Source organism: Aeromonas sp. s3 (genome assembly GCF_040907805.1).
GTDB lineage: Bacteria > Pseudomonadota > Gammaproteobacteria > Enterobacterales > Aeromonadaceae > Aeromonas > Aeromonas dhakensis.
On the sequence record NZ_JBFOCQ010000017.1, the window covers coordinates 34501 to 52185 of the forward strand.

Annotated in this window: 16 protein-coding genes and 1 riboswitch; of the genes, 9 read left to right on the forward strand and 7 right to left on the reverse strand. The window is 63.2% G+C overall.

Annotated features, from left to right (window positions below):
- Nucleotides 1-118 precede the first annotated feature (118 nt).
- Nucleotides 119-901, reverse strand: a complete 783-nt coding sequence (locus AB5Y98_RS08945; protein ID WP_005302068.1) for an alpha/beta fold hydrolase — start codon at nt 899-901, stop codon at nt 119-121.
- Between the two features lie 106 nt (nt 902-1007).
- Here AB5Y98_RS08945 and AB5Y98_RS08950 point away from each other — a divergent pair, with 106 nt between their 5' ends.
- The 3 genes from AB5Y98_RS08950 to AB5Y98_RS08960 are packed head-to-tail and all read left to right on the forward strand — an operon-like array spanning nt 1008 to nt 2240.
- A complete protein-coding gene (locus AB5Y98_RS08950; protein WP_005302071.1) occupies nt 1008-1364 on the forward strand; it encodes an MmcQ/YjbR family DNA-binding protein in 357 nt (118 codons plus the stop codon).
- A complete protein-coding gene (locus AB5Y98_RS08955) occupies nt 1361-1849 on the forward strand; it encodes a GNAT family N-acetyltransferase (protein ID WP_124251165.1) in 489 nt (162 codons plus the stop codon). Before AB5Y98_RS08950 ends, AB5Y98_RS08955 begins: the two co-directional genes overlap by 4 nt.
- Before the next feature lie 55 nt (nt 1850-1904).
- Nucleotides 1905-2240, forward strand: coding sequence for a DUF3802 family protein (locus AB5Y98_RS08960; protein ID WP_005302076.1), 336 nt, complete (start codon nt 1905-1907; stop codon nt 2238-2240).
- Nucleotides 2241-2577: 337 nt separating this feature from the next.
- Here AB5Y98_RS08960 and msrA read toward each other — a convergent pair whose 3' ends face one another.
- On the reverse strand, nt 2578-3210 hold the full coding sequence (gene msrA / locus AB5Y98_RS08965; protein WP_005302079.1) for a peptide-methionine (S)-S-oxide reductase MsrA: 633 nt from the start codon (nt 3208-3210) through the stop codon (nt 2578-2580).
- Between the two features lie 259 nt (nt 3211-3469).
- Here msrA and argA point away from each other — a divergent pair, with 259 nt between their 5' ends.
- On the forward strand, nt 3470-4798 hold the full coding sequence (argA, locus tag AB5Y98_RS08970; protein WP_011706389.1) for an amino-acid N-acetyltransferase: 1329 nt from the start codon (nt 3470-3472) through the stop codon (nt 4796-4798).
- A 107-nt stretch (nt 4799-4905) separates the two neighbouring features.
- Nucleotides 4906-5130, forward strand: a riboswitch (Lysine riboswitch).
- Nucleotides 5131-5219: 89 nt separating this feature from the next.
- On the forward strand, nt 5220-6572 hold the full coding sequence (gene lysC, locus AB5Y98_RS08975; RefSeq protein WP_017786787.1) for a lysine-sensitive aspartokinase 3: 1353 nt from the start codon (nt 5220-5222) through the stop codon (nt 6570-6572).
- Between the two features lie 89 nt (nt 6573-6661).
- Here lysC and AB5Y98_RS08980 read toward each other — a convergent pair whose 3' ends face one another.
- The gene (locus AB5Y98_RS08980; RefSeq protein WP_017786786.1) at nt 6662-7750 is read right to left on the reverse strand and encodes a hypothetical protein; all 1089 of its coding nucleotides are present in this window, start codon (nt 7748-7750) and stop codon (nt 6662-6664) included.
- 254 nt (nt 7751-8004) lie between these two features.
- Here AB5Y98_RS08980 and AB5Y98_RS08985 point away from each other — a divergent pair, with 254 nt between their 5' ends.
- Nucleotides 8005-10266: an LTA synthase family protein gene (locus AB5Y98_RS08985; RefSeq protein WP_368231772.1), complete on the forward strand. Its 2262-nt coding sequence runs from the start codon at nt 8005-8007 to the stop codon at nt 10264-10266.
- A gap of 53 nt (nt 10267-10319) precedes the next feature.
- On the opposite strand, the gene AB5Y98_RS08990 is transcribed toward AB5Y98_RS08985, so the two are convergent.
- From AB5Y98_RS08990 to AB5Y98_RS09000, 3 genes are all read right to left on the reverse strand, one after another.
- Nucleotides 10320-11369 (reverse strand): S66 peptidase family protein, encoded by a 1050-nt coding sequence (locus tag AB5Y98_RS08990; protein WP_368231773.1) that lies wholly within the window; start codon nt 11367-11369, stop codon nt 10320-10322.
- A 175-nt stretch (nt 11370-11544) separates the two neighbouring features.
- On the reverse strand, nt 11545-12306 hold the full coding sequence (locus AB5Y98_RS08995) for a substrate-binding periplasmic protein (protein ID WP_368231774.1): 762 nt from the start codon (nt 12304-12306) through the stop codon (nt 11545-11547).
- Nucleotides 12307-12473: 167 nt separating this feature from the next.
- Nucleotides 12474-12791, reverse strand: a complete 318-nt coding sequence (locus AB5Y98_RS09000) for a heavy metal-binding domain-containing protein (protein ID WP_005302101.1) — start codon at nt 12789-12791, stop codon at nt 12474-12476.
- A gap of 436 nt (nt 12792-13227) precedes the next feature.
- On the opposite strand from AB5Y98_RS09000, the gene AB5Y98_RS09005 reads away from it, so the two are divergent.
- The 3 genes from AB5Y98_RS09005 to AB5Y98_RS09015 are packed head-to-tail and all read left to right on the forward strand — an operon-like array spanning nt 13228 to nt 16296.
- Complete coding sequence (locus AB5Y98_RS09005; protein WP_368231775.1) at nt 13228-14346, forward strand: hypothetical protein; 1119 nt, start codon at nt 13228-13230, stop codon at nt 14344-14346.
- A gap of 24 nt (nt 14347-14370) precedes the next feature.
- On the forward strand, nt 14371-15450 hold the full coding sequence (locus AB5Y98_RS09010; RefSeq protein WP_005302109.1) for an HBL/NHE enterotoxin family protein: 1080 nt from the start codon (nt 14371-14373) through the stop codon (nt 15448-15450).
- A 45-nt stretch (nt 15451-15495) separates the two neighbouring features.
- Entirely contained in the window at nt 15496-16296 is an 801-nt protein-coding gene (locus tag AB5Y98_RS09015) for a hypothetical protein (RefSeq protein ID WP_117403229.1), read from the forward strand.
- Between the two features lie 91 nt (nt 16297-16387).
- Here the strand turns inward: AB5Y98_RS09015 and AB5Y98_RS09020 are convergent, their stop codons facing one another.
- Nucleotides 16388-17680, reverse strand: coding sequence for an NAD(P)/FAD-dependent oxidoreductase (locus AB5Y98_RS09020; protein WP_252604520.1), 1293 nt, complete (start codon nt 17678-17680; stop codon nt 16388-16390).
- Nucleotides 17681-17685: the final 5 nt, after the last annotated feature.

Below are 17685 nucleotides of genomic sequence, written 5' to 3' on the forward strand. Positions count from 1 at the left end.
ATCCTATGTCAACGCGGGGTTTTTTGAGTCGGGCGGCAGCGTTGCCTACCATGCCCCTCCCCTTCAGCGTGCTGGCTCAAGCCACCAGGGCCGTATCAAATCGGCGGCTGGCGCCAATTCAGCCGGGCTGGGCGGTGAGAAAGGCCAGCGACTGGCGGTTGAAGTGCTCGGGCCGCTCCACGTTGCAGACGTGGCCGCAGCCGTCGATGATCTCGAGCCGGCTGTAGGGGTCGCGCGCCACCTGCTCGCGCACCGGCGCCAGGAACATGTGATCCTCCTCCCCCATCACATAGAGGGTGGGAATGGGCAGGGCCCGCTCCTTGAAGTAGCGCATCAGGGGGTTCACCTCGGTGGCGAGGCGAAACCAGCGCTTGAACTCTTTCTGGCACAATTTGCGCGCCTCGCGCACGAAGAGGTTGCGCGACTCCTGATGGTGCTGGCGCGGCATGATGATGAAGGCGAACAAGCGGTAGAGCCACATGTAGGGCAGGATGTGCTGGCCGAGGCGGCCGAGCTGCACCAGCACCCGCGAGCGGATGTCGAGCCGCAAAATGGCGCCGCCCAGCACCATGCTTTTGACCCGCTCGGGGCAGAGCTCCGCCAGATGGCGAATGAGGATGGTGCCAAGGGAGATGCCGACGAAGTGGGCGCGGCGAATGTTGAGGTGATCGAGCAGTTGCAGGATATCCTCGGTCACCGCCCGGAAGCTGTAGTGACCCTTGATCACCTGCTGCAGCTTGTGGGACTGGCCGTGGCCGCGCAAGTCCAGCAGCAGCACGTTGAAGTGTTCGCGATAGGCGCGCAGCTGCTTGAACCAGATGGAGGAGCTGCCGCCCGCCCCGTGCACGAAGACTACCCAATCCCGCTCGGGACCCAGCTCGAAGGTCTTGTGATACAGCATCTTGCGACTCCCTCATCGACGGCATTGGGGTATAGTAGGCGCGCATCTTAGCAGATTTTTTCACCCGACTAATACGTTTGCACCGCAAGCAGCCAGGAGCATGACCATGGAGTTGACCCGTTTGAGATCCTTTCTGCTGACCCTGCCGGGCGCCCAGGAGGATACCCCCTTCGGCCCTGAAATCCTGGTCTATCGCATCGCCGGCAAGATGTTTGCCCTGCTGGACTGGCAGGCCGAACCGCTGCGGCTGAACCTCAAGTGCGAGCCCGAGCTGGCCCTGCTGCTGCGCGAACTGCACCCCGAGGTCAAACCGGGCTGGCACATGAACAAGCAACACTGGAATACGGTCACCTTCAGCGATGACCTGGCCGACGATCTCTGGCAGGGCTGGGTGCATCACTCCTATGAGCGGGTGGTGGCCGGTCTGCCCAAGGCCAAGCGCCCGCAGGCACCCCAGCGATGAGCCCCGCCATGGCGGCAGAGCCCAGGCTTGTCCGGCTGAACGAGCAGCACATCCCCGCCCTTTGCACCCTGTTCGAGCAGTCGGTGCGAAGGATAGGCCCGCAGCACTACAGCCCGGAGCAGGTGGAGCAGTGGGCCCTCGGCGCCCGTCATCCCGGCTTTGTCGGCCAGCTGCGCGAGCACCACGGCTGGGTACTGGAGCAAAACGGCGAGCCGCTCGGTTTCGTCACCCTGAGCCAGGATGGTCACCTCAGCCTGCTCTATGTGAGCGCCGATCACCCGCGCCTTGGCTATGGCGGCCTGCTGCTGGCCGCGGCCCTCGCCGAGGCGCAACGACTCGGACTCAAACAGCTGACGACAGAGGCCAGCGCCTTCAGCTATGGGCTATTTTTACGGTATGGCTTTGAGCTGACCGGATTGGAGAGCGTGGAGCGCGGCGGCGTCGGTTTTATCCGTTATCGCCTGCACTGTCGCTTGCCAAGCTAGGTCCAGCCACTAAAATACGCACAGTTTTTCCGTATTGTTGAGGATTGAGGCCGCCATGGTTGTAGAAAGCGAAGGCTATATCGCCCTGATTGAGTATCTGGTGGAGAGTCTGGGACTGTTTGAAACCCAGCAACAGAGCAGTGGTGAACAGACCATCGAAGATCTGGTGAGCAGCCGGGTGGCCGGCAACCTGATGGCCATCTGCGAGCAGAATCCGCAGCTCGATCCCAAGTTGCGCTTCGTGATCATGCAGGAAGCCGATGCGGTGGTGGCCGATCTGGAAGAGGTGCTCTCCGCCGTCTGGCTGCGCGCCCCGACCCCGGAGCAGAAAGCCTTCCTCGAAGAGTTCATCGATCTCATCAAGAACCTGTTTGACGGCGCCATCAGCTGAGCGCCGTGGCGAACGTTCGCGTCGCCACTCCCCCACCATTTTTCGCACCGCAGATAATGAAAAGGGCCGCCTTCATTGGCAGCCCTGCTTGCTAGCATTTCAACTCATCAAGTTTTTCAATGACTTTTATGAATTTCGAGGCAAGAAATGTGTCTGGTCTTGGCCGCCGTCCATGGTGGCTACCAAGTTGGGCAAGCCTGGTTCGAATAAGTTCCTCTCCATGACACATTTTTTATGATTTTTTTCACGCTTCTGACAAAGCCCGATAAAAAGGCCGCAAAGGCGGCCTTTTTCTTTTCACAAACAATGACGAGTCACAGATACCCGTCATCTTGCCCTAGCGGTTGAGGCTCGGCGGCAGGCAGACGCCGATGCCGCCCAGGCCGCAATACCCGTCCGGATTCTTCTCCAGATATTGCTGATGGTAATCCTCGGCGTAATAGAAGGGGGCCAGCGGCAGAATGCGAGTGGTGATGGCGCGGCCGTCGCCGCTGGCCAGCATCGCCTGCTGATAGGCGGCCAGACTCTGCTGGGCGATGGCCTCCTGGGTGTCATCCCCGAAGAAGATGACGGAGCGGTACTGAGTGCCGATGTCGCCGCCCTGGCGCATCCCCTGGGCCGGATCGTGCTGCTCCCAGAACAGCTTGAGCAGATCGCCGTAACTGATCACCTTGGGATCAAACACCACCTGCACCGTCTCGGCATGGCCAGTCAATCCGCTGCACACCTCCTTGTAGGTGGGATTCTGGGTCACCCCGCCCTGATAGCCGGCGGCGGTGGAGTAGACCCCTGGCTGTTGCCAGAACAGGCGCTCCACCCCCCAGAAGCAGCCCATGCCAAACCAGGCCACCGCCATCCCTTCAGGCCAGGGGCCCTGAGTCGGGTGACCATTGACCGCATGCTGCTGGCCAATCACCATCGCCTCGCGGCGTCCCGGCAGCGCGTCTGCCGGCGAAATAATCTGTTCCATGCACCCTGTCCTTGTATAAAAACCTGTGCAACCGCACAGCTGACGAAAAGGAATATCGAAGATAACAGTTTATGGGCCGGGATCAACCTGAGGCGCACCGCCACACCGCTGACGCCCCTGCCCCGCCTGGTATCGCCACCGTTCGACCTGCCTGACCACCGCGATGACAAAATCGCGCCAAATCAATATTTAATCTTGATTTGTGCATTTATTTTCATATATTGAGCCCATTGCTGTTTTTTTATGGAAGAAGCCTCAAGTGCGTGAACGCGAACCCAGCCTGGTCTATGCCTTTCGGCAGTCTACCCCCTACGTCAATGTGCACAGAGGCGCCACCTTCGTGCTGATGATGGGGGGGGAAGCCCTCTGCCACCCCAATTTTGCCAACATCGTCAGCGACATCGCCCTGCTGCAGACCTTGGGCATTCGCCTGGTACTGGTGTTCGGCTCCCGCCCGCAAAACGACGAGGCGCTGGCCCGCGCCGGCATCGAGGCCCAGTACCACAAGCGCATCCGGGTCACCGATGACGAGAGCTTCGCCATCATCAAGCAGGTGTGCGGCGGCTTGCAGTACGACATCACAGCCCAGCTCTCCATGGGGCTCGCGAACACACCGATGCAGGGTGCCCGCATCAGCGTGGTGAGCGGCAACTTCGTCACCGCCCAGCCGCTCGGGGTGGATGACGGTATCGATTTTTGCCACAGCGGCCGGGTACGCCGCATCGACGTGGAGGGGATCACCCGCCAGCTCGATCAGAAGAGCCTGGTGCTCATCTCCCCCATCGGCTGCTCGGTCACCGGCGAGAGCTTCAACCTGAGCTCGGAAGAGGTGGCCCGCCGGGTGGCGGTGGATTTGAAAGCGGACAAACTCATCTGCTTCAGCAGCACCCAGGGGGTGATGGACCGCCACGGCGAAGCCATCTCCGAGCTCTTCCCCGAGCAGGCCGAAGAGCTGCTGGTGGAGCTGGAGCAGGCGGGGGAAGAGATGTCCGGCACCGCCCGCTATCTGCGCGCGGCCATCGCCTCCTGCCGCGGCGGCGTGCCCCGCTCCCACCTGGTGAGCTATCAGGATGACGGCGCCATGCTGCAGGAGCTGTTCAGCCGCGACGGCCTCGGCACCCAGATCGTGCGGGAAAGCGCCGAGCAGGCGCGCGCCGCCACCATCGAGGACATCGGCGGCATCCTGGATCTCATCCGCCCGCTGGAGGAGGAAGGGATCCTGGTGCGCCGCTCCCGCGAGCAGCTGGAGATGGAAATAGACAAATTCACCATCATAGAGCGCGACGGCCTCATCATCGGCTGCGCGGCGCTCTACTGCTTCATGGAAGAGGCGATGGCGGAGATGGCCTGCGTCGCCATCCACCCCGACTATCGCAACTCCAACCGGGGGGATCAGCTGGTGGCCAAGGTGGCCGAGCGGGCCAAGCGGCTCGGCATCCGCCGCCTGTTCGTGCTCACCACCCGCTCCATCCACTGGTTCCGGGAGCGGGGCTTCGATCCGCTGGAGGTGGAAGATCTGCCGGTGGCGCGCCAGCGCCTCTACAACTGGCAGCGTCGCTCCAAGGTTTTGTCCAAGACCATTGTGTAACTCATTGATTCTGTGTTGAGTTGGCTGACTTTTTGAACTTTTTCACAAACTCGATTGACAGTGCAATCCAACGCAAGGTATTTCTAAATGCACTCCACCGCCCTGGTGGAGCCAGAAGAGGAGCGCTGCCCAGGCAGCCCGAGGGAGGACACCAGTGTCCGGTGAACTTGGGTCAGGGGGAGCAGCGCCGAGACATCTGAGGTAACTGGATACCTCAGTGTCGGCTGCGGGGGCTGAATCCCCCGGGTTGTCATCGGTAGTGGTCATCCCCCACCGCGCCCCGTCAGGGGCGGGTACGGGATGGGCTCTGCGGGTGGAGTGCTTCTGGCCGGGATAGCTTCGATCATTCCTGCCATTTTCAGCCTCCTCCTCTCTTTTTGCCCGATGGAACCGGATTTTCATATTAAGACAGGAGTAAGCAATGAGCCCGATCAATGTCGCCAAGTTTGGCGGAACCAGCGTCGCCAACGCGGCAGCCATGAACAACTGTGCCGACGTGGTGCTGGCCAACCCGGCCACCCGGGTGGTGGTGCTGAGCGCCAGCGCCGGCGTCACCAACCTGCTGGTGGCACTGGCCCAGGGCGATCTGGACGAGGCGGGCCAGGAGGCGCAACTGACCAGACTGAGCGAGATCCAGCAGGCCATTCTGGCCGACCTTGGCCACCCGGGCGACGTGAGTGCCCAGATCCACGACCAGCTCGACGAGATCCGCACCATGGCGCGTCAGGCCCATCTGCGTACCGATGCCGAGCTGGCTGACAGGCTCATCGCCTGCGGCGAGCTGATGTCTACCCGCCTCTTTACCGAGCTGCTGCGCCAGCGCGGCGTCAAAGCCCGCTGGCAGGATGTGCGCCAGCTGCTGCGCACCGACAGCCGCTTTGGCAAGGCGAGCGTGGATCTGGCCGCCACCCGTGACCTCTGCCAGCAGACGCTGGGCCCCCTGCTTGGCGACAGCCTCATCATCACCCAGGGCTTCATCGGTGCCGACGGCGATGGCCGCACCACCACCCTGGGCCGCGGCGGCTCCGACTACAGCGCGGCCCTCCTGGCCGAGGCGCTCGATGCCGGCTCCATCGAGATCTGGACCGACGTGCCCGGCATCTACACCACGGATCCGCGCCTGGTTACCCGCGCCCGCCCCATCCCCGAAATCAGCTTCGTGGAGGCGGCCGAGATGGCCACCTTCGGCGCCAAGGTGCTGCACCCGGCCACCTTGCAGCCGGCGGTGCGCCGCGACATCCCGGTGTTTGTCGGCTCTGCCAAGGATCCGGCCGCCGGCGGCACCTGGATCCGCGCCAGCACCCGCACCAATCCGCTGTTTCGCGCCGTGGCCCTGCGCCGCAACCAGGTGCTGGTGACCCTGCACAGCCTCAACATGTTCCACGCCTACGGTTTCCTGGCCGAGGTGTTCGGCATCCTGGCCCGCCACCGCATCTCGGTGGATCTCATCACCACCTCCGAGGTGAGCGTGTCGCTGACCCTGGATCACACTGGCAGCCAAAGCAACGGCGAACCCATCCTCAATGACAAGGTGCTGGCGGAGCTCGGCCAGCTGTGCAAGGTGCAGGTGGAGACAGGGCTGGCGCTGGTGGCGCTTATCGGCAACCGGATGAGCGAGGCGGTCGGGGTGGGCAGTCAGGTCTTTGACGCCATTCGCGAGCACAACATTCGCATGATCTGTTACGGCGCCAGCGCCCACAACCTCTGCTTTTTGGTCAAGGAGGACGAGGCGGGCCACATCGTCAACCGCCTCCATCAGGAGCTGCTCGACTAAGGGGCAGACAGCTAGCCAGGATCAACAGAGGGGCCGCCAGGCCCCTCTTTCTATATAGGGTGATTTTGGGATGAGAGAGTTGAGCGCCCCTAGCCCGCCGTAGTCAGCGCCGGCAGCAGGTTGGCCCGGATCTCCTCGCGCAGCCCTTCCAGTCGGCGCAGCAGCGCCCCCTGATCCAGCCCCGCCTCGTCGGGACCCAGGTTGTCCGCCAGTTCGGCGTAGTGTTCGGTCACCGCCTGCTCCAGCCAGTCGAGTCGGCGCAGGGTGAGCGGGCCACAGCTCTTGCCGCTGAGATCGTCGGCAATGTCGAGCCGGTGGCTGCGATACATGTCGCGCCACCAGTTGGCGGCGAGCGCCTCTTCGCTGGCCAGCGCCGAGCGCCACTCGCCCAAGAGCCCTTGCAAGCGGGCCAGCACCGGCGCACTCGCCCCCTCCCGAGTCAGGTGCTGCAGCTCCCGCTGCGCCCAATTGACGCACAGGCCGCGCCAGTAGCGAAACTGTGGCAGCGGATCCGGCTCGTCTAGCCACAGGCCAGAGAGGGTGCGGGTCTCCAGCCGTTCCGGTACGTGAAAACCGGGATCGGTGAGGCCGTTGGAGTTGAATTCATGGCGGGGATCGAAGGGCCACATGTAGCCAAAGTCGAACACGCTGATCTGCTGACCGTCATCCAGCAGGTTGCCGGGGCTCGGATCCCAGTCGAACCAGCCCCAGTGGGCCAGCTCCGCCTGCACCGCCAGCATCTGCGCCAGGTTGCGCTCGTTGAGATCATGCACCGGCACGCCCCGCAGCCAGGGGGAGACCAGCACCCCAGCCCGGGCCGAGCCAAAGCTGGTGCAGACCACGTTGGCCAGGATGGTGGGGTGCAACTCCCGCAGGGCCTCTATCTCCCGGCGGCGCTCCAGCTCGGTCAGGAAGGCGGTTCTGCCGTCCACGTTGGCCACCAGGGAGTCGTGCCGGCGCCGCTTCAGGCACCAGTGATGTCCCTCCACCTTGAGGTGGAACACCTCGGCGGTGAGACCGTGACGATAGACCTTGAGCACGGCCGGATGATCCTCCTTGAGGCGCACCAGCTGGGCCACCGAGAGGGGACAGTCCTGCTCGCGCCCGATCCGGATCTCCTCCTTGCTCTCCAGCATGCGGAGCAACCTTGCCTGACGTGCCGCTACTTTGGGATTCATACATGTACCTCCATCCATATTGAGAGACTAAGCAGCAAGGCTGGAGCAGACCAGCGGCAAAGCGTCATGATGACGCTTTCATCACAGAATGAGTGTGCCCCCCGGATCGGGATCACAGTTTGCATGGATCCACTGTCACGCAACCTTCATTGTTTGGTCATTAAATTGACAACAAGGAACAAGCCCATCACCATCGGGTCAAATTAAATGCAGCAGCCATGCATCACCGTCACTCGCTCAAAGGATGAGCCCATATGAAAGCCCCCACTTCAGCGCGCTTGCCAGCCAGGGTCTCCGGTCTCCCCGCCCTGCTGCTGGGCATGCTGGCCGCGCTGCTGTTGCTCACCCTGTTGCTGCCGCAGATCAATCCCGCCAGCTGGCTCGGCCGGGTCCAGCCGCTGGTGCTGGGGCCGGCGGACAACCCCATCGCCACCCTCACCCGCCATGCCCTGCTCTACAAGAGCGACAGCCGCGGCCTCTATCTGGTGGTACGCAGCCAGTGGCAACTACGGGGGCCGCTGCAGGAGGGAGACAAGGTCAGGGTGGAGCTGCTCAACGACAGGGGCGAGCGCATCGATCAGCTGAGCCAGCCGGTGGACAAGCGCCAGCAGTGCCGCAAGGGGCGCTGCACCCTGGATCTCAACAGCACCCTGCGCGCCCCCGACGACGCCCTGGCCAGCCGCTATCAGCTGCGGATCGGCCTGCTGCTCAAGGAGAGGCCCGAGAGCGGCGAGTTCAGCCAGATCCTGCAGACCCTGCCGGAGCGGGGCTTCAACCTTACCTATCTCTGTACCAGCCTGCTGCTGGTGCTGGCCCTGAGCGCCGCCGTGCTGAAGGTGGTGCTGCCCACCCTCAGGCGCAATCTGCGCTGGCGCATCGCCGGCAGTCTGCTGCTCGGCAACCTCACCTTCGTGCTGCTGCACGGCTTCGTGGTGTTCAAGCTGGGGGAATTTCTGCTCTGGTCAGGCTTTCGTCCCGAGCACTACTACCTCGCCTGGGGCAGCATGGTGCTGGGCTGGAGCCTCTGTGCGCTGGCGGGGTTCAACCTCTATATGGGGCTGGTGTTTACCGCCCTCTCCGGCATCGGTCTGTTGGCGAATTTCATGAAGATCGCCATCTACGGGGTACCGCTCGGGGGGGACGATCTCGGCAACCTGATGGCGCTGCTGCGCATCCTGCTGGAGCAGCACCCTGTGCTGCCGCTGCTGGGCGGTGCACTCGCCCTCTTCTTGTGCTGGCGCTTCGCCCTGTCGCGCTGGGTGCTGCGTACCGCCGCCGCCACCGCCGCCTTCTTTGCGCTGTGCGTGTTTGCCACCCAGACCGGCAACAAGCTGCTGGGGCCCAACATTCGCTACGTGGACAGGGCGGTCAACTACCACAGGGACATCATCCGCTCGGGGCCCGGCCTCTATCTGTTCAACCTGGTGGACGAGATGCTGCAAAGCGGCAGCGTGTTTCGTTATCCCTTGCAGATCAACGAGTTCACCCCCCAGCTCAGCCACGTCAGCCTGAACCAGCCGCCCCGCTTCGATCTGGTGATCGTGCTGCAATATGAATCCCTCTGGCTCGGCTGGCAGGGCAAGATCTGCGCGCCCCCGCCCACCCTGAGCCTGCCGGCCAGCGTGCAGCAGTGGCACAAGACCATCCACTCCCCCACCACCGGCGGCATGACGGTGCTGGCGGAGTTCGAGATGAACACCGGCCTGCCAGTGGGCCTGCTCAAGCAGGGGGTGGTGCCCTACTACTACCTCTCGGAGCAGGTGCCGGGTCTGGCGCAGAGTGCCAAACAAAGTGGCTACCGGACCCTGTTTGCCCACCCCTATGTGGAGAAGTTCTGGGGCCGTGCCAAGGCGATCCCGGCCCTTGGCTACGAGGAGCGCTGGTTCGACAACCGTTTCACCACGCTCGAGCATAAGGGGCTCTATATCTCGGATGATGCGTTGATCGACCACCTGCTCAAGCGCAGCGAACAGGATGAGCAGCCGCTGTTCGCCTACGCGGTCACCATGCAGGGGCACGGCCCCTTCGACGGGGATCGCTACCAGGCCCAGCAGCTCGACAAGGCCTGCCCGGATCAGAGCGAGGCCGATCGCCAGCTGCTCAACACCTACTACACCGGCGTGGTGGATGCCATGGCATCGCTTGAGCACCTGCTGACCAGCCTGGATCGCTCAGGCAAACGCTACCTGGTGGTGGCTTTTGGCGATCACCAGCCGTTCCTGATGTCGGCCGGCAAGGGCATCCACGGTGACAAGCCGCCCCGCGATGCCAGCTACCAGATCCCCATGATGGCCTTTGCCCGCGCCGATGACGCCCTCAATCTGACGACCCAGTTCGACCCGGTGCGCCAGCTCTATCAGATGGGCCAGGCCACCCGTCAGCTGCTGACGGGCGACATGACCCCTCTCCCGGATCAGGCCCTGCTTCATCCGGTGCTGGGAGAGGAGAAGGGATTCGACGTCTCACCCCTGGTGCCGCAGATCCGCGCCAGCTTCCGGCCCGACGCCCTGCCTTGAGCCCCGTAGCGACGGAATAGATGACAAAGAGGTCGCCCAGGCGACCTCTTTGTCTATGTGCCGATGCGACTATGGCAGCCGGAGAGGGAGCACTCGCCGAGCCAGGGCTCGCACAGGGTGAGACGCTGGGCATCGAGATCCAGTTCGGCCTCGATGCCAAGGGGCAGGGTCAGCATGGGGTGGGTGTGGGCGCAGTCATACTCCGCCAGAATGGGGAAGGTCGGCTCCCCCACCACCTCCAGCAGGATGTCGAGCGGTCGCCGGCCGCTGCCCTGACTGTCGAACAGCTCGTGTTTGCCGAGCACCAGGGCACCGATGCGATCAAACACCCCGCACAGCTTGAGATGGGCAAACGAGCGCTCCACCGTCTCAGCCGACTTGAGGCTGTCTTCCAGCAGCAGAATGTCACCTCGCTCGATGGCCGGCATATAGGGGGAGCCCCAGATCCCCGCCAGGGTGTTGAGGTTGCCGCCAATGAGCCGGCCCCGCACCCGACCTGTGCCCACCGAGATCAGCCGGTTTGGCCGGCACTGCTTGGCCCGACTCTGCTGCTCCCAGTCAAGCCGCTCCTCGGTCCATTGCACCGGGGTCGGCACTGTGTGAGGCACGGCGGCGCCACCGGCCTGGCAGATCTGGCGAAAGCCCGTCAGGGTCTCGTCCACCAGCGGCGAGAGCTCGCCAAAAGAGGCCACCAGCGCCGGCCCGTAGAAGGTGACGAGGCCGGTACGGGCATGAATGCCGAGCAGCAGGGCCGTCACGTCAGAGTAGCCAATGATGATTTTGGGGTCGCGCATGAGCGCATCAAAATCGAGGTAGGGCAGCAGGGAGTTGGAGTTGCTGCCGCCAATCACCGACATGATGCAGCGCACCTCCGGATCGCGAATGAGGGCATTGAGCTCGGTAGCCCGGGCGGCGATGGAGCCGGAGCGCCAGTGATCGCGCTGGCCGGTGAGGCTGCCCGCCTTGAGTCTGAAGCCCTGCCCTTCCAGAAACGCCCCGGCACGGGCAAAACGGTTTGGTGCCCAGGCGGTGGCCGCACTGGAGGGGGAGAAAAAGCCGATGGTATCGCCGGGCTTGAGCCCCGGCGGCTTGAGTGTTGTCATCGCAAAGGGTCCTGTTCCATATCTGGCCATTCAGGGCGTGGCAGCCACAAGAAAGGACTCATAATAGCCATTAGATGGCCATCAAGGCACCAAGAAAAGATGGCAGATCAGGTAGTAACCGACGCCACCCGGCTGGTGATCACGAAGTCGAGACCCGCATGGAAGATAGCGCAGCTCACTTGCCCGCCGGCTGCCCCCAGAAGCGACGCCCCCATGCCTGGCTTATCTCGTCAAAGGAGCCATCGCGGTGCATCTGCTCTAGCGCCGCCTGCAACCCTTCGATAATGACGGCATCCGTGTTGCGGCTGAAGGCAAAATAGAACGACTTGGTCTCCTGAAACTCAAACATGGGGACAAACTCCGAGTAGTGGTGGCCCAAGGTCTCTATGTGGTAGGCAGCCCCCATCTGCATGGCTGGCGCGACGTCGGCCCTGCCGCGCAGCAGCATGCGAAACTTGTCGTCTTCGTCGTGCACCAGCACCAGATTGAGCCCTTTCTCCGCCAGCTCGATGGCCAGCGCCGAGTCGCGTACCACCGCGATCCGCCAGGGGGCCAGGTCAGCCAGCTGATGGCCCACCACATCGTCGCGTTTTGCCAGGCGATACACCCAGGTGACGCGAGGCCCGATAGGGCCAACCCAATGAAAGAGCGCCTCGCGCTCGGGCAGCCTTATCATGCTGAAGATGACGGTATTGGGGTCATACTGCGCCATCTGATAGGCCCGCGCCCAGGGCAGGAGCTGGATGCCCTTGCGGTCGAGCCCGATGCCGCTGACCTCCAGCATTCGCTTGAGCAGATCCACCGACAGCCCCGTCACCTGGCCGTCCTTGTCCCGATAGTTGTATGGGGGGAGCTCCTCCGTCACCGCCTGAATGGTGGCCCCCATGGCGCTCCCCAGCCAGCACCACAGCAATATCCAGCGCAGAATATGGAACATGATTGCATCCTCAACCCGATCCCTCTTGTCATGAGTATGGCGGATGCGAACAACACAATACAGGCAGGCGGACAGGTGCATGTCAGGGCGCTGGCATCTCCCATCCGCTGGGAAGGCCGCAATAAAAAACCGGCAACAGGTTGCCGGTTTTTTATTGCATCAAAGCGTCAGACCAACACGGCGGTCCCGCTGATGCTGACCATCAGCATGCTGCCGCTTTGCCCCACCACCTCGTAGTCGATGTCGATGCCGACCACCGCATTGGCACCCAGCGCCGCGGCGCGCTCCCTGAGCTCGTCGAAGGCGATTTCCCGGGCCCGGGCCAGCTCTTTCTCATAGGCGCCGGCGCGGCCGCCGATGATGTCGCGGATCCCGGCAAACAGATCCTTGAACACGTTGGCGCCAAGAATGGCTTCACCCACCACGATGCCGCGGTACTCGCGAATGGTCTTGCCTTCCAGGGTGGGGGTAGTTGAGAGGATCATCTGGGTTTCCTTGTGGATTGAACTGGGGGACAGCCTAAAGCAGCGAAGGGGGAGCAGGCAAGCAGGGAGACCCGGTTCGCCCCTGGCGGAGCATGGCGGCGCGAGCCTGCCAGCACGGATCCCGTGCGCGTCGACGACGTGGCACCTGTCCACATTCAACGACGGAAGGCGACATAGAACCACCGATATGGCCTGCTCCGACAACCCCTTTCATTAGCCGATCCGGCTCAAACATCAAGTGACAAAAGTATCAGTTGTGACCCATTTTGCCTTTCCCTAGGGTGAGTCTGTCCCGGCCATAGACCGGAGACAGACCCACTTCTCACGAGGAGAGCAGCATGATGCAGCAGGATACCCGACTACCTCACCCCACCCTCGCACCGGGGGTATGTTCCCCCGCCAGCCAGCTCGCCGACACCGCTATGGAGACCATGTCATGACCACGATCGCCACCCTGGATCTGGGGGATCAGGGTCTGCTGGCAGCCTACCTGTCAGCGACCTCGCCCGCCCTGCTCAACCAGACCTATGCGAACTTGTTGTTGATGCAGCAGGCATTGGCCAACAGCGAGATCGACTCCACCCTCGCGGTCAAAATCGAGGCCTACCAGGCCCAGATGATGAGTCAGGCACGCTACTACCAGCAGACCAACCTGTCCGGCCTCATCCACCTGCTGAGCAACGGCTCCAACTTCTACGCCCTGGTCGCCGCGTTCAATCGCCTGCTTGGCCAGGAAGAAAACGCCGCCGTGCTCGCGGGTCGCGCCCGGCTGGCCGAGCAGCTGACGTCCCTCGCCGATCAGGCCCTGAGCTACCGGCTCAATGCCCAGGCACTCAATACCCGCGTGCAGGTGGCCTGGGGATCCCTGCGCCCCCTGATGGAGCAGTTCAATGGCGTCATCACCCAGCTCGAGCAGGATCTGATGGCCGACGCCAAGCACCAGACCGAGATCATTGACGCCCTCAACCAGGCGATCGCCGCCAATATCCAGGCCATCGTCGATGAGGGTGGCAAGGCCGGTGAAGGGGTCAACCAGTTGGGGCGGGCCATCGTCACCTCGCTGACGCTGGAACAGAAACCTGCCGACAAGGGGGCCAAACCCGCCACCTCGCAGGAGATAGCCAAACAGACAGACCAGCAGACCCAGTACATGGTCTCCGGTCTCAAGGCGATCTCATCGGGCATTGCCGGCTCCAGCCTGGCGGCCCGCGAGCTCAAGACCAACACCGACAAACTGGCCGAGGCCTACCAGGCGCTGGCCGCCACCAACACCCTGCTGAGCGTGGCCAAGTCGGTACAGGCGCAAAACCAGCTGTTTGTCGACACCTACAGCCGGGTTGCCGATGCCGTCACCCAGCTGCCTGCTGGCTGGCAGAAGGTGGCCGATGCCTACCAAGGGGCGGTGCCCGTGGTAGCCGACCTCAACAGCCCCGACGACGTACGCCAGTTGCGACGCACCGTGGCGCTCAACACCCAGTCCTGGTTGCTGCTCGCGGGCCAGGTTGACGACATCAAGGCAGCCTACGCCGGCAACGGCATCCTGCCCGACGCTTAATCCCACCACGCAAGGACACGCCAAATGACCAACGCAACAACCATCACCATGGACCAGGGTATGGCCAACCAGGCTTCCCAGGCCCTGCAGATCCAGACCTACTGCAACAGCGTCAAGCAGCAGGTGCCGGTGGACTTCAGCCAGTTCCCGAACCTCAAGGACAACCAGACCCAGATCAACCAGGGGCTCGATCTGGCGAAGGGGCACGCCGACCTCTATCTCAATACCGTCCAGCCGCAGATCATCACCAACATCAGCAACATCTCCAACTACTTTGCCCTGCAAAACGCCATTCCGGCCGTGCTGCCGCCCGGCTCCACCAAGGCGCAATGGCTCAGGCAACTGAGCGTCATCAAGGAGCAGGCCACCGAGTATCAACGGCTCTCCGCCGACACCCGGCTGGTGATCGTCAATCTCAACAACAACCTCATCACCGACTCCAGCAACTTCCAGGGCATAGTGGTGAACCTCAACAGCAAGGTGCAGGGGGACAACGGGGTACTCGCCCAGCTCAACGGTGACATCGACAAGGTGAACGCGGCCATCGACGGCGCCATCGCCGGCATCGTCGCCGGGGGGCTGCTGGTGATTGGCGGCGCCTTCGTCACCGCCATCGGCGCCGTGGCGGACTTCGTCACCGCCGGCACCTCGACCCCGGTGGTCATCGGCGGGGTCGCCATGATGGTGGCCGGGGCCGGCGGCATCACGGCTGGCGCCATCGTGCTGCACAACTCCCTCGGTACCCGCCAGGATCTGTACCAGAAACGCAGCAACCTCAACAGCGAGGTGCTGATCGCCACCCAGATCGGCAACGGCTACAAGGGGTTGCAGGTGCAGGCGCAAAACGCCGTCACCGCGGCCACCCAGATGAGCAACGCCTGGGACGCCCTCACCTCCGATCTGGGCAGCCTGATCACCGACTTGGACAAGGGGATCACCAGCGGCGACGACATCCGCCAGCTCTGGCTGACCGCCGCCGACACCACGGTCAAGACGGTGCTCACCGACGTGACCACCATCAAGGCCCAGATGGCCGGCGTGAGCCCGCTGCAAGTGCCGCAAACCGACACCATCGCCAACTTCGTGGCGCGCCTGGCTGCCTAACCCCCGGGAGGGCGGCCTGGCCGCCCTCTTTTATAAGGAGACCCCATGAGCAACGGCATTCTTTCCCAATCCATTGCCAACATGCAGCAGGCCGAAGCGACCATTCAGTCCTTCACCGGTCTGCCGCAAAACGCCGTCAACATCCAGCAGAACGTCGGTGAGGTGGTCGCGGCCCTGCTGCCCCAGGTGCAAACCATGCAGCAGCAGGTGTTGGCATTTGCTGGCCGCCTGGAAACGCAACTGACCCAGCAGCTGGCCAATACCGGCCCCTTCAACCCCGACGCCCTCAAGGCGTTTGTCGATCAGGTCCAGCAGGAGATAGCCCCCATCCAGACCCTGACCGCCCAGACCCTGACTGCCAGCCAGGCGGCCAACGATCGCATCACGCAGGACAACATAGCGTTGCAGCGGATCGGCGTGGAGCTGCAGGCCACCATCGCCGGGCTGCAGTCCAACCTGGCCGGCGCCCGGCAGGAGCTGGACTCCCTCAACAAGAAAAAACTCTATCTGCTGGGGCTGGGACTGCTGGGGCTGCCTGGCCTCATCGCCCTGGCCGTCACCCTGACGCAGACCCAGAACAAGGTGAGCAGCCTGGAGGGACAGGTGAACCAGATTGAGGGGCAGATCCAGCGCCAGCAGGGCTTCCTCGGCCAGACGACGGCGTTTTCCCAGCAATTTGGCTCCCTCATCGATCGGGTGAGCAAAGTGGGCAACACCATCACCCTGCTCGGCGGCGACATTGCCAACGTCGCCCGCGATGCCGGGCAAGGGGATCCGGAACTGGCGCGGCTCTTCTTCACCGCCGCCCTCACCGAGGTGCGCACCCTGCAGGTGGACGCCTCTTGATACGACCGCAATAAAAAAGGAGAGGCCAAGGCCTCTCCTTTTTCATGGTGTGCGGGACCATTATCGCCCCGCCACGTTTGCCCCAGGCTGCTTAGTGCAGCTTCAGGGTCGGGCGCAGCACCCGGTTGATGCGGCCCACCAGCATGATGAGGCCGGTCTTGATGTAGCCGTGCAGGGCGATCTGGTGCATCCGGTAGAGCGAGATGTAGACCAGACGGGCGATGTAGCCTTCTACCATCATGGAACCGCGCATCAGGTTCCCCATCAGGCTGCCCACGGTAGAGAAGCGGCTCAGGGACACCAGCGAACCGTGGTCGTGGTAGAGGTAGGGCTTGAGCTCGCCGCCGTTCATCTTGGCCAGGATGTTCTTGAACGCCTGGGTCGCCATCTGGTGGGCGGACTGGGCGCGCGGCGGCACGAACTTGCCGTCCGGCTGCGGGCAGGCGGCGCAGTCACCGATGACGAAGATGTTCTCGTCGCGGGTGGTCTGCAGGGTATCTTTCACCACCAGCTGGTTGATGCGGTTGGTCTCAAGACCGGCGATATCCTTCATGAAGTCCGGCGCCTTGATACCGGCCGCCCACACCATCAGGTCCGCTTCAATCAGCTCGCCATCCTTGGTGTGCAGACCATCGGCGGTCGCTTCGGTGATCATGGTGGCGGTACGCACGTCCACGCCGAGCTTGACCAGCTCCTGATGGGCGGCGCCACTGATGCGCTCCGGCAGCGCCGGCAGGATGCGGGGGCCCGCCTCCACCAGGGTCACCTTGAGGCTGTCGGTGGTCAGGTTCTTGAAGCCGTAGGCGTAGAGCTGCTCCACCGCATTGTAGAGCTCGGCAGAGAGCTCGACGCCGGTGGCGCCGCCGCCGACGATGGCAATCTTCACCTTGTCGCCCGGCTGGTATTCGGTGGCGAACTGCAGGAAGCGGTTCATCATGCTGTTGTGGAAGCGGTGCGCCTGGGAGGGGCTGTCCAGGAAGATGCAGTGATCCTTGATGCCCTTGGTGTTGAAGTCGTTGGAGACGGAACCGATGGCCATCACCAGGTAGTCGTAGGGCAGCTCGCGCTCGTTGACCACGATGTCGCCGTTCTCGTCGACGATCTTCGCCAGCACGATGCGTTTCTCGTCGCGCTTGATGTCGGTGAGGGTACCCAGCTGGAAGTCGAAACCGTGGTTCTTGGCGTGGGACTGGTAGCTCAGGGCGTCGATGCCCGCGTCCATGGAGCCGGTGGCCACTTCGTGCAACAGGGGTTTCCACAGGTGGGTGCGGTTGCGATCAACCAGGGTGATCTTGGCCTTGTTCTTCTTGCCCAGCTTGCGGCCCAGGCTGGTAGCCAGCTCCAGACCGCCGGCACCGCCGCCGACGACAACAATATTGGTCATGGTTA

Excerpts from the sequence above, each read along its gene's own strand:
- AB5Y98_RS09005 (WP_368231775.1), top strand. The coding sequence starts at position 13,228 with ATGACCACGATCGCCACCCTGGATCTGGGGGATCAGGGTCTGCTGGCA.
- AB5Y98_RS09015 (WP_117403229.1), top strand. The coding sequence starts at position 15,496 with ATGAGCAACGGCATTCTTTCCCAATCCATTGCCAACATGCAGCAGGCC.
- AB5Y98_RS08960 (WP_005302076.1), top strand. The coding sequence starts at position 1,905 with ATGGTTGTAGAAAGCGAAGGCTATATCGCCCTGATTGAGTATCTGGTG.
- AB5Y98_RS08955 (WP_124251165.1), top strand. The coding sequence starts at position 1,361 with ATGAGCCCCGCCATGGCGGCAGAGCCCAGGCTTGTCCGGCTGAACGAG.
- lysC (WP_017786787.1), top strand. The coding sequence starts at position 5,220 with ATGAGCCCGATCAATGTCGCCAAGTTTGGCGGAACCAGCGTCGCCAAC.
- AB5Y98_RS09010 (WP_005302109.1), top strand. The coding sequence starts at position 14,371 with ATGACCAACGCAACAACCATCACCATGGACCAGGGTATGGCCAACCAG.
- AB5Y98_RS08990 (WP_368231773.1), bottom strand. The coding sequence starts at position 11,369 with ATGACAACACTCAAGCCGCCGGGGCTCAAGCCCGGCGATACCATCGGC.
- AB5Y98_RS08950 (WP_005302071.1), top strand. The coding sequence starts at position 1,008 with ATGGAGTTGACCCGTTTGAGATCCTTTCTGCTGACCCTGCCGGGCGCC.
- msrA (WP_005302079.1), bottom strand. The coding sequence starts at position 3,210 with ATGGAACAGATTATTTCGCCGGCAGACGCGCTGCCGGGACGCCGCGAG.
- AB5Y98_RS08945 (WP_005302068.1), bottom strand. The coding sequence starts at position 901 with ATGCTGTATCACAAGACCTTCGAGCTGGGTCCCGAGCGGGATTGGGTA.
- AB5Y98_RS08995 (WP_368231774.1), bottom strand. The coding sequence starts at position 12,306 with ATGTTCCATATTCTGCGCTGGATATTGCTGTGGTGCTGGCTGGGGAGC.
- AB5Y98_RS09020 (WP_252604520.1), bottom strand. The coding sequence starts at position 17,680 with ATGACCAATATTGTTGTCGTCGGCGGCGGTGCCGGCGGTCTGGAGCTG.
- AB5Y98_RS08980 (WP_017786786.1), bottom strand. The coding sequence starts at position 7,750 with ATGAATCCCAAAGTAGCGGCACGTCAGGCAAGGTTGCTCCGCATGCTG.
- AB5Y98_RS09000 (WP_005302101.1), bottom strand. The coding sequence starts at position 12,791 with ATGATCCTCTCAACTACCCCCACCCTGGAAGGCAAGACCATTCGCGAG.
- AB5Y98_RS08985 (WP_368231772.1), top strand. The coding sequence starts at position 8,005 with ATGAAAGCCCCCACTTCAGCGCGCTTGCCAGCCAGGGTCTCCGGTCTC.